This window comes from Methanobrevibacter sp. (assembly GCF_045636185.1).
Taxonomy (GTDB): Archaea; Methanobacteriota; Methanobacteria; order Methanobacteriales; family Methanobacteriaceae; genus Methanocatella.
This window is the reverse complement of sequence record NZ_JAZTXC010000045.1, coordinates 1-11658: the sequence shown is the minus strand read 5'-3', so window position 1 is coordinate 11658 and position 11658 is coordinate 1. Positions and strand designations below refer to the sequence as shown.

General features: G+C 33.5%; 11 protein-coding genes. 6 read left to right on the top strand and 5 right to left on the bottom strand.

Annotation, left to right across the window (positions count from 1 at the left end; genetic code table 11):
* A partial coding sequence (locus ACKI3Q_RS02885) for a hypothetical protein (protein ID WP_407414075.1) occupies positions 1-289 on the top strand: 289 nt, incomplete at its 5' end.
* Between the two features lie 63 nt (positions 290-352).
* Positions 353-2704, top strand: coding sequence for a hypothetical protein (locus ACKI3Q_RS02880; RefSeq protein ID WP_407414073.1), 2352 nt, complete (start codon positions 353-355; stop codon positions 2702-2704).
* Positions 2705-2890: 186 nt separating this feature from the next.
* On the opposite strand, the gene ACKI3Q_RS02875 is transcribed toward ACKI3Q_RS02880, so the two are convergent.
* Together ACKI3Q_RS02875 and ACKI3Q_RS02870 are read right to left on the bottom strand one after the other, a co-directional pair.
* The gene (locus tag ACKI3Q_RS02875; RefSeq protein WP_407414071.1) at positions 2891-3355 is read right to left on the bottom strand and encodes a hypothetical protein; all 465 of its coding nucleotides are present in this window, start codon (positions 3353-3355) and stop codon (positions 2891-2893) included.
* A 9-nt stretch (positions 3356-3364) separates the two neighbouring features.
* Complete coding sequence (locus ACKI3Q_RS02870; RefSeq protein WP_407414069.1) at positions 3365-5032, bottom strand: glutamate--tRNA ligase; 1668 nt, start codon at positions 5030-5032, stop codon at positions 3365-3367.
* 177 nt (positions 5033-5209) lie between these two features.
* Here ACKI3Q_RS02870 and ACKI3Q_RS02865 point away from each other — a divergent pair, with 177 nt between their 5' ends.
* From ACKI3Q_RS02865 to ACKI3Q_RS02855, 3 genes are read left to right on the top strand one after another with little or no spacing between them, the layout of a single operon-like run.
* Positions 5210-6211 carry a tetratricopeptide repeat protein gene (locus tag ACKI3Q_RS02865; RefSeq protein WP_407414067.1) on the top strand — a complete coding sequence of 334 codons (1002 nt, stop codon included), beginning with the start codon at positions 5210-5212 and terminating at the stop codon, positions 6209-6211.
* A gap of 1 nt (position 6212) precedes the next feature.
* The gene (locus ACKI3Q_RS02860) at positions 6213-7220 is read left to right on the top strand and encodes an aldo/keto reductase (RefSeq protein WP_407414065.1); all 1008 of its coding nucleotides are present in this window, start codon (positions 6213-6215) and stop codon (positions 7218-7220) included.
* A gap of 2 nt (positions 7221-7222) precedes the next feature.
* Positions 7223-8044 (top strand): class I SAM-dependent methyltransferase, encoded by an 822-nt coding sequence (locus ACKI3Q_RS02855; protein WP_407414063.1) that lies wholly within the window; start codon positions 7223-7225, stop codon positions 8042-8044.
* A 48-nt stretch (positions 8045-8092) separates the two neighbouring features.
* Here ACKI3Q_RS02855 and ACKI3Q_RS02850 read toward each other — a convergent pair whose 3' ends face one another.
* From ACKI3Q_RS02850 to hcp, 3 genes are all read right to left on the bottom strand, one after another.
* Positions 8093-8323, bottom strand: a complete 231-nt coding sequence (locus tag ACKI3Q_RS02850) for a hypothetical protein (RefSeq protein ID WP_407414061.1) — start codon at positions 8321-8323, stop codon at positions 8093-8095.
* 631 nt (positions 8324-8954) lie between these two features.
* A complete protein-coding gene (locus ACKI3Q_RS02845) occupies positions 8955-9281 on the bottom strand; it encodes a cupin domain-containing protein (RefSeq protein WP_296795061.1) in 327 nt (108 codons plus the stop codon).
* Between the two features lie 5 nt (positions 9282-9286).
* Positions 9287-10591 (bottom strand): hydroxylamine reductase, encoded by a 1305-nt coding sequence (hcp, locus tag ACKI3Q_RS02840; protein WP_407414059.1) that lies wholly within the window; start codon positions 10589-10591, stop codon positions 9287-9289.
* Between the two features lie 122 nt (positions 10592-10713).
* Here hcp and ACKI3Q_RS02835 point away from each other — a divergent pair, with 122 nt between their 5' ends.
* A complete protein-coding gene (locus ACKI3Q_RS02835; protein WP_407414057.1) occupies positions 10714-11493 on the top strand; it encodes a TrmB family transcriptional regulator in 780 nt (259 codons plus the stop codon).
* Positions 11494-11658: the final 165 nt, after the last annotated feature.

The following is an 11658-nucleotide window of genomic DNA, read 5'->3' as shown; positions in this document are numbered from 1 at the left end:
ATATGGCAAAGGTGATCATGTCTGTATTGGCGAAGGAGGAGTTGCAATAGTAAACAATGTATGGACAAACCATGACACCTCAATAATTACTCATTGCGATAAAACTGCTGATCAGAATTTTATTGCCAAATTTATTGATAGTGTTAAAGGAAACAATATTGAAAAATTAATAGAAGATCTATTTGATTTAAATGGTGATATTGATATAAGCTCAATTTATCCCAATGAAGTTCATACGGAGGGATTAAAAGTAATGTCAATGATTTATAGCGATAAATTAACTGTCTAATTAATTTGAGACTTTAAGACATAATACAGAAGAAAAATATGGAAAGGAAAATACGGTGATAACATGAATCTTATAAAAAATATTTCATTAACCCTAATACTAATTGCAATTTTATTGGTTTCAGTTTCATCAATAAATGCATGTGAAGTTAATGATAATATGGGAAATAATGTAAATCTTCTTGGAGATCATGTCGATATAGAGGCTTATCGAAATATTGGTGGTTTGAGTTATGATGATTTTTCAAGTACACAAATCAATTCAACAACGGATAATATGACTTCAGAAGAAAATATAATGCCGCACACTAATCATATAGCTGATTTGACTGTTATACAGAATAGTAACTCGGAAAATGATAAAAACAAGGTAGACAATCTAATTAATGTAACTGACATAGTTGCATCTAGCGAATACAAAATGAACCAAACTTCAAACAATACATTTATATTAACGCTAGCAGACAACACTACCATTAATGTAGGCATGCTACAGGTTTTTGATTTGGATAGTTTTAAAAAAGTAGCTAAATCAGTTTCAACCGAAAACTGTCAATTTGATGCGATAATTATAGATTTTAAAAATAATCTTAAACTTGAATTTACCCCATGGTCATCCGAATTAATAAAATTGGGTCATGTGAAAAATCTCATTATTAGAGGTAATGGGGCAATTATAGCTATTAGTAATCCAAATAAAAATGATGAAAATCACTTTTTAAATGTTAATATAGGTGACACTGTATGGATGAATAATATCACAATAAGTGGTTTTAATACAGCTATATACAACTATGGAACATGTCAAATAAAAAATCTAGTATTAAAAAATAACAAAATCGATTATATAGTTGAAGAAGATTATGGAGGGGCAATAAGAAACTGGGGTATTTTAAAATGTGCAGACTGTTCTTTTTTAGGCAATTATGCAAAATATGGAGGTGCAATTTATAACGAAAAAGGAAGTCAATCTACTTTTGTTGATTGTGAATTCAAAGGAAATACTGGTTATTCCAGCAAAAAATCTAGTCTTGAGACTAATGATGGAAATAACATCTATACTTCCCTAGGAGCAAGTTGCTTAGTTTTAAACCATAATGATGAAATCACATGTGTAAACATTGATACTGAAACTGATTATCGAAACTTTTTAAATAAGATGGACAGCATTGGGCATGTGAAATTTTTAATTTTAAACTTTACATCAGCTAAAACCTATAATATTAATCAAAGAGCAATATATATGCCAAATGTGGAAAATATCTATATATTCGGAAATGGTGCAACAATCAGTGTAAAAAACTATGCCGATTCAAACGAATATAATTTTATTAAAATTGTTCAAGGCCAATTTTGTTCTATAATTAACTTAACTATCAGTAGATTTAATACCGCTATACTTAATAAAGGTTCAATATCCATTAGTTATTCACATTTTAACAATAATAGAATAGATTATATGATAATGAATGATTATGGTGGTGCAATTTATAATGATGAAGGATTAATAACAATATCAGACTCCACATTTGAAGGAGGTTATGCAAAACATGGTGGTGCAATTTATAACGAAAAAGGAATCATAAGCCTCATAGATTGTAATTTCACATCCAATACCGCTTATGGTGATGGTGGAGCGATTTACAACGATGTAGGATTAATTTATGGCGAAAGATGTAATTTCATCAATAGCAATGCAGAAGATGGTGGTGCTATCTTTAATCATTATGGCATTATGATGTTAAACAATATTACTTTCAAAAAAAGCGTTGCCGAAGATGATGGAGGAGCAATCTATAATGATTTTGGTGAAATAACATTAAGTAATTGTACATTCATAGATTCAAAAGCGGATGAAGGTAGAGAAATCTATAATTATGGTGAAGATGCAAAATGTATTATACTTGGCAATTCATCTGTTATACATGACGGCGTTTTAACAAACACCCTTAAGGTCACATCAGACGCACCTAGTGAAGTTCTTAGATGGGTTATAAGAGGTGTTGAAGTACTATTATGTGTTGCTATGGTTTTAGTTTGTGCCCATTTTTTCAGTGAAGCAGTTGCCGGTGCTATCTGTTTCATTGGTGGAGGCATTCTTGCAGGCGCTGAAGAACTTATAGAAGGAGTTTTCTTGGATCATAATTTCAATACCTACAATTGTTTACTAATGATGGTTATTGCAGGTGCATTTGATGGTATATCCGGAGCTTTAACATCTTTAGTAGGTCGTGTATGTTTCAAAGTTGTTAATGGAGTAGTTACCGTCGGTTCAGAAACTCTATTTAATGCAATTGGTTTCGGTATTGATGTTGTCGGTGAGATAATAACTGAAGTTCTACCACGTGCTGATTTCAGTAACAATAAAGTACCTACAACAATCTTAGATTTAGAAAATCTAAAAATACCATGTTAAAATTTCTTTAACAAAAAGCCTGTCCGATTTCTGGACAGAATTATTGAAGTTTCAAGATGCATATGCACTTGAAAGTTCACTTCTTTTTTTGGAAGCTGAAGACGTGACACGAACTCACTATTTTTTTAATTTTATATTTATAAAGTACAATCTATTTAAAAAAAAAGAATTAAATAGTCAAAAAGACTATTCATCATTTAATTTATAGCCCTCATCAGATATTACATATTTAGGCTTTTTAATTTCCATTGAACGAATAATATTCAAATAAAAATCATCCAATTCTGCATCTGCATAAGGATACACGAATTCAAAGGAATATAAATTATCATCCTTTACAAACATGAATTCATTTCGTTTAATTTCTTTTCCATCAGCCTTTATGGAGGATATTATCATATAATAAATATCCTCATTAATGGCAATAAAATCAGCAGTTTCAACATTTATATTCGGATTTGCTTCCAATTGCTCTTCCATTGCATCCTTAATACCCGGAAGTCCGGTCATTGTTGGAGTAATTGAAAATTTTATGGTCATCGGTATTTTAGTATTGACCAATGACAGTTCAACAAAATCTCCCTTATTTGGAATGGGATCAAAGCCCTCAGGAGTTTTTAAATTAACAAATCCGTTAGTAAATAATGTCATTTATCCACCTTATTTATGTGCATAATAAAATATTAATTCATCATCTTTAATTTCATCCAAACGTGCAAATCCAATTCTTTCAAACTGAACAATATCTCCGACTTTCAAATCACGTAATGCCGCTTCACCGAGGCCTGTCTTAAGTGACGCATCATCCATCACTATAGTAACATTGACATTATCATCAACAGGAACCCATTGAATTATTCTTGCTTTCAAATCCCTTGCATCTTCAAAGGAAGTTGAATTAAATATGATTTCATCACCTTTAATGTCTACATTTACTGCATCCATCAATCTGAATATACCGTCAGCAATGTCTGATTTGGCTAGATAAGCACTTCCGTTAAATGGAAGTAATCTGTTTCCCCTGTCCATATGGTCTGCATGAAGCGGCCTTTCCACAACAACTTCACCATCATTATAATTTTCAACTTCAATTAGCTGAGGATCTTCCACAAAGAAATAACGGTTGGCTATTGGCTCGAGCATATTACGGTTTAATCCATAAATCTTTTTCCAGCTGATAGCTGAATCCGCCATTTTAACACCGATTTCAGTAATTAGATTGTAAATGGTTCTAGGGTCGATTCCACGTCTTGCAACAGCCCTTAAAGTTCCAAGTCTAGGATCATCCCATCCGCTATAGGTACCATTTTCTATACCTTCAAGTGCCTTTGAGGTACTTAATGCAATGTCTTCCATTTTTAATCTGCCATAGTGAATGAATTCAGGCAAATCCCATCCCATATGGTCATAGAGGTATTTCTGTTTTTCACTGTTTGCCAAGTGGTCTTTTCCCCTTAAAACATGAGTCATACCCATCAGATGGTCATCTACAGCAACAGAGAAATTCATCATAGGGTATATTCTGTATTTATTGCCTAAACGTGGATGGATTTCATCGACAAGTCTCATTGCCACCCAATCACGAATAGCTGGATTTTTATGATTAATATCAGTTTTTACTCTTAAAACAGCTTCACCAGCATCCATTGTATCAAATTTGTCCCACAATTCAAGGTTTTCTTCTACTGAATTGTCCCTGCATGGGCAGGCTTTACAGTTATCTTTAAGCTCTTTAAATGCTGCACCATCACAGGTACACATATAAGCTGCGCCCTTTTCAATTAGCTGGCGAGCATAATCATAATAAATATCAAACCTGTCAGACTGATAAACTATTTCATCAGGATTGATTCCCAACCATTTTAAATCTTCAGGAATCATCTCATAAGCATCCTCGTAGACCCTTTTCGGATCAGTATCTTCGATTCTTAAAATTAATTTACCGTTGTGTCTTTTTACATATTCTGCATTTGGAACTGCTGCTCTTGAGTGTCCGATATGCAATGGTCCGCTAGGATTTGGAGCGAAACGAAGAACGATATTTTCATGAGTTCCTGGGAGTTCCTGAAGTCCTTCTTCCTTAACCTTCTTCTTTTCCTGAACTTCAACATTATATTTTTCCATTTCGCTTGCTTGCTCTTCGCTGGACAAAGCATTGACTTGAGCTACAATTTTTCCTGCAAGAGGTCCGATTTCCTTTGCTCTGCTTCTAAGCTCCGGTTCGTTTGCCATAATAGAGCCCATAACAGCACCAGGGTTTGCATTTCCTTTGTGTTTAGCTGCATTCAATAAAGCATGCTTATATACAATTTCTTCTAAATCATTCATTTAATCATCACAATTAATTTTAATAAAAATAAGTAATCAGAGCAGAACTCTTCATTATAATATAATATTTAATTTAGGATATAAAAATACTTAATGTTTTTAATTAAAAAGAACAAAATTAAAACTGAGAGTAGCTATTTAAAAAAGGGGAAGATAAAAAATTATGGGTAGATAAAAATGAGTGATGCTATTGATACGGCAAAACTATACATTCAGGATGGAAACTATAAGGAAGCATTTAAACTATCTAAAAAAAGACATTCAAAGGACGAAGTTGAAGATTATTTGACTATTCTGGACTTATTGATTGATGAAGACTACCTGCCAGCTTTGGAAGAGAAGGGCCTGTATTATCAGTATTATGATGAAAGCCATGATAATGGAGATTACGGCGAAAAATATTTCGACAAATACCTGGAAAAACAGCCACGCTCCATTAATGTCATATGTGATAAAGCATTATCCAGATTTAATAAAAACAAAATAGATGAAGCTCTGGAATATATGGATAAGGTAGAAGAAAAATATAAATCATATTCATCTATCGAAAAACCTAGGATTTCCAAAAAAGAAGTTAAAATAGGTAAAATTGAACTGCTGATTCAGGCAAAAAAATATGATGATGCCCTGACTAATCTCAATGAATATGAAAAGCGCTACGGTGGGGACACTAAATCAGATTTATACAAAGGCCAAATGCTTCAAAAGAACGGTGAAAACAACAAGGCATTGGAATATCTGGACAAATCCCTTGAAAATGAGGAAACTCTGATTGCATACAACTCAAAAGGGGATGCATTATATGAGCTTGGAGAATATAAAACTGCACTAAAGCAATATAATCACTGCATAAGCTATGAAAGACAGGTAGATGACTTGGAACTATTGACCAACTTCAACCATAAGGCCGCTTTCTGTTGTGTTAGATTAGGTGATGATAAGGAAGCCGTCAAATATCTGAATAAAACAATCAATATGCTAAATGAACATGGAAGGCTTCCAAAGGATTTAGAAGCCATTTATCAGAAATGTTCATTTGAAAAGGAAAGAATCATGAAAACCGGTGACGTTGAAGATAAGGAATTCAAACAGACAAGATTCTTTTCAGCCAAAACTGCAATCATACTATTAATTATTATTTTTATAATGTATGCAATATTAAAAATGATGGGTTTTTAAAATGAGACTTGGAAAAACAAATTTAGAAGTAAATAAAAATGGATTTGGTGCACTTCCAATCCAGAGAAGAAATATGGATGATTCGGTTGAAATACTGCTTCATGCATATGAAAATGGAATAGACTTTTATGACACGGCACATTTCTACACAGACAGTGAAACCAAATTGGGCAATGCTTTCGAGGATGTGCGTGAAGACATTTATCTTGCAAGCAAAGGCGCTGCCGAAGAAGTGGAGGAATTTTGGAATCAATTAGAAACATCTCTTAAAAGCATGAAAACAGACTATCTGGATTTGTATCAATTCCACAATATCTCATTTTGTCCAAAAAGTGAAGATGATTTATATAAAGCAATGCTTGAAGCAAAAGAACAGGGCTTGATTAAACACATTGGAATAACAACCCATAAAATTACCTTTGCTCACGAAGCAATAGAATCAGGATTATACGAAACACTCCAATACCCATTTTCTTATTTAAGCGGCCAGCAAGAAATAAATCTAGTTAACAAATGCCGTGAACAGGATATTGGTTTTTTAGCCATGAAAGGAATGGGAGGAGGATTAATTACCAATTCAAAAGCATCATATGCATTCATGAATCAGTTTGATAATGTATTGCCTATCTGGGGAATTCAAAAACTTGAAGAGCTTGATGAATTCCTATCATATGATGAAAATACTGTTTTAGATGATGAATTAAGAGAAGCAATTGAAAAAGATAAAAAAGAATTGGGTGATGACTTCTGCAGAGGCTGCGGATACTGTATGCCATGTCCTGAAGAAATCAATATAAGCCTATGTGCCAGAATGAGCTTATGGATTAGAAGATTTCCGGCAGAACCATACTTAACTGAAGAATATCAGGAAATGATGGATAAAACTCTGGACTGTATTGAATGCTATGCATGTGTTGACAATTGCCCGTATGACCTGGAAATTCCACGTTTACTTAAAGAGAACTATGAAGACTTTCAAAATGTTTTAAGCGGGAAAACAAAGGTGTGAAAATGAAACAATGCATCGAAAATCCAAATGAAATAAGATGGGATGAATTTTGGGCCAGTGAACTAGAACAAAAGAAAGACCGTGGAAAAGACTGGGACAAGGCAGCAGCAGGCTTTCACAAAAGAGCAAAAAAGGATGATTACCACGATGCATTATTCTCCAAACTGATACTGGATGAAAATGACAGTCTTTTGGATTTGGGGTGTGGAGAAGGTTCAATCACGCTTCCGTTAGCACTTAAAACCAGGAAAGTAACAGGTGTTGACTCATCAACAAAAATGCTTGAGCTGTTAAACCAGAGAGCGAAAAATAAAGGAATAAATAATGTAAAAACAATCTTAAAACCTCTTGAAGATATAACATATGAAGAAGTCGGTCCCCACGACATTGTTTTGGCATCAAGATCTTTAAACGGAATAATTCCAATTAAGAGAACACTGGAAGAGATTAATAAAATAGCTAATAAGTATGTTTTCATTACGTTATTCGGCCCTGAAAACTGGAAAATAGAAGGTGAATTTAACGAATACATTGGCCGTGAAAACAAACATTTCCCTGGACATAACTACCTGTTTAACATATTATTCAACATGGAAATCTATGCAAATGTTGAAAGGCTGGACATTAAATCACATAGGGAATATGACAGCATCGAAGAAGCTATGGATAATGGAAAATTCCGCCTAGACTTATTAGATAATGAAGAAAAAGCTAAATTAAAAGAATATCTTGAAAAAATTCTTATCAAAAATCCTGAAACCGGAAAACTATACAACAAAAAAGACAAAGCGGACTGGATTTTAATTTGGTGGAAAAAAGATTAAAATTAAAAAAAGTTTTGAAGTGTATTAAAACACTTCTATCCCAAGTATTTAAAACTGAGAACCTGGTTGTGGATAATGTTGATCAAATGGGTTTGGATTAATATAAGGTCCAAACGGATTATCATGTGGTAAGCATGGGCCAAAATGAGGTTCAGGATTTAATCCATGTCCATTGTCTCCATAACTATGTACATTATCAACATCAGAAGATGCAGCAACAAAACTTATACCAACTAAAGCTACTGACAAAACAAGTAATGCAACAATTATTTTTTTCAAGATTTTTACCTCCTGATTAATTTTAAAACAAATAATGCAGTAATTCTTGATTAATGCATGATTTCTAATAAATAATATGAAACCCAACATATATAAAGATTTTCGAATGCAAGTGATTGCTTACATTCCAAATTGACTAAAAAAGATTACATAATTATTATTTAGATAAAAAAAGAAAAATTACGGGTTTTAACCTGATTTTAAAAAAAAGTTTTGAAGTGTTAAAACACTTACATTAAAATTCAACTCACACAACTACTGAAGCGGTTCCTGTGTAGGTGCACCCGGATTAAAAATAGGACCAAAAGAACTACCAGAATTAGGTGGATAAGGACAATATGGATAAAAAGGACCATCAGGATTATAAGGATCCAATGGAGTATCTGGACAATGTGGATTAGTAGAACCAAATATACTGTAAACATGTTGACCATGTGATTAACAGCCATATCCGCATCAGAAGCTGCAGAAACAAAACTCATTGCAACAAAAGTAACAAATAAAATGAAAGAAGAAAGTGGCAAAACAGATGATGAAGATGCCGACATGCTAAAAATAGAAAACAAAAAATATTTCTAAGAAAGAAATAGAAAAAACGCCTATAACATTAATGTTATAGGCAATCCAAATTTTAATCGGATTTAATCATAGTCAAAATCATTTTGTATGGACTGTTTACTGCCTGAAGAGCATGAGGTTCGTTTGCGGGCATGATAATGATTTCACCTTTTTTTACAGTGTTTTTAACACCGGAAATTGTAATTTCGGCTTCACCATCAATAATCTGAACCATTGCATCAAAAGGAGCGGAATGTTCAGACAGTCCCTGACCCTGATCAAAGGCAAAGAATGTGACTGTTCCCAACTCTTTTTTGATAACTTCACGACTTACAACAGTATCGTCCTGATATTCCACCAATTTTTGGATATCCAAAGCTTTCGCTTTTATATCACTCATTTCACTCACCCCATAATTGTTTTGATATCAGCTATTGCATCGCCGGTTATTGGAGTCAAGTTATAGTTTTCAACCAGAACATTTATGATGTCTTCATTACACCATGCAGGAAGAACAGGTCCAATCCACATGTCAGTTTTTCCAAGGTATAGCAATGCCCACAATACTGCAGCGGCTTTCTGTTCCATCCAGCTCAATACAATTGTCAATGGCAATTCATTTAATTCCATATCGAATAATTCACATAATGCCAATGCAACATCCACTGCAACAATCGTATCGTTACACTGTCCGACATCCAAGAGTCTTGGTATTCCTTCAATATCGCCTAAATCCAAATCATTGAATTTGTACTTACCGCAAGCCAATGTTAATATAACAGTGTCCTCAGGCAAGTTCTGTACGAATTCCCTGTAATAGTCATTGTGTTTTGCAGCTTTGTCACATCCGCCAACAACAAAGAATCTGGAGATTTTACCGTCCAATACCAATTCCTTAATTTTGTCTGCATGTTCTACAATAGCTCCTGCACTCCAGCCCGTAGTGACAGTAGTCAATTCTTCCGGTTCGAGAGAACCCAATGATTTAGCGCATTCAATAACTTCAGAAAAGTCATAGTCCTCTACAGTTTTGACTCCTTCCAATTTAGCTACATCCATTGTGAACATTCTTTCCTTGTAAGCATCCAATGCCGGAAGTACACAGTTACTGGTTCCAACAATAGCTGCATTGTATTTTTTAAAGACCGTTCTTTGATCGTGCCATGCTCCACCCAACTGTCCTGCCAAGTTTTCATACTTGTTCAATCCAGGATATCCGTGTGCAGGCAACATTTCAGAGTGGGTGTAAACCTTAATGTCAGTTCCTTCAACCTGTTTTAACAGTTCTTCCAATGCTTTCAAGTCATGGCCAGTAACGATAATAGCTGGTCCTTCCTGTGCGCCGACTTTCACTTCAACAGGCTGAGGTTCACCGTATGCTTCGATATGAGCCTCTTTGAGCAATCTCATTACATCAACACTTACCTTACCTGCTTCCAATGCCAATCCAACCAAATCTTCAACATCAAAGTTGACATTGGTCAGGGTTGTGTATAATCCTTTGGTTAAAAATTCATCAATTTCAGGATTTTTCTTACCTAAAACATTTGCATTATAGTTATATGCACTGATTCCTTTCATAGTAAATATTAAATTATCCTGTAATCTTGCTACGGTCGGTTTTTTTCCACAAACTCCACTTACAGTACAACCAGTACCTTTAGCGGTCTGGGAACATTGATAACAAAACATATCTAATCCGTCTGCCATTTTAATTACCTCGAAAATTAATTGTTACTAATAGTTTAATATGAAAAGTATTTAAAGATTTTGTAACTAGTTAAGGGTGAAAAGTGACAAATATAAATAATATGATGAAAATATAATTAAATATGAATGATGATGTACACTTATTGAAAGGAATTGGCCTGACAATGTATGAAGCTCAAGCATATGTAACACTCACTTCATTAATCTCAGCAACTGCAGTTGAAGTATCCGAAAAATCAGGCATTCCTCGCAGTAAAATATATGATGTTTTGAAGAAACTGAATGAAAAGGATTTCATAGAAATCGAAGACGGAAGGCCATTAACCTATAATGTCAACTCCCCCGTAGAAGTGCTGTCAAGAGAAAAGGAAAAAGTGAACAGACAAATTGATGATACCATAACAAGGCTAACAAATATCTATGAAAACGGAATGAATCAGGTACAGGCACCGATATGGAGAGTTTACGGTGTTGAAAAAATCATCAATCAGGAAATAGAAATCATTAAAAGATCAAAAATATCAGTTAATATGAGAGTAGGGTTTTTGTTTGAAAAAGAAGCAGAAACACTAATAAAAGCATTTAAAAATAATAAAAAAATAAGGGTAAATATCCTTGCATCACCAACATGCTACATAAACAATGAAGAAATAGATATTATTAAACTCTTTAAAGACGCAGGCATTAACATTCAAAAGGCAGACATCCCATTTGCAAAAGTGCTGATAGCTGATTCAAAAGAAATGATGCATACATACACTAAATTTAGTGAAGACAAAAGAGAAATCATCCCGGAAACCGCCATTGGAATATGGAACAAATACGAAGATGTTGCGAGAAACTATGATGAAAGATTTATGAATCAGCTGGAAAAAATGAAAATGAAAAAAAGAAACAAATAACTCTACAGAATAAATTAAAATAAGGGGTGTCCGCCAAAATTGATTTTTGATTTTTTGTCGAAAAATTTTTTAGCCTAATTTTTATTATTTTTCTAATATTATTTCAGATTTTTATTTATTTTTATTTATTCAAGTTATTTATTTTTTAAATCACTATTTGATTAC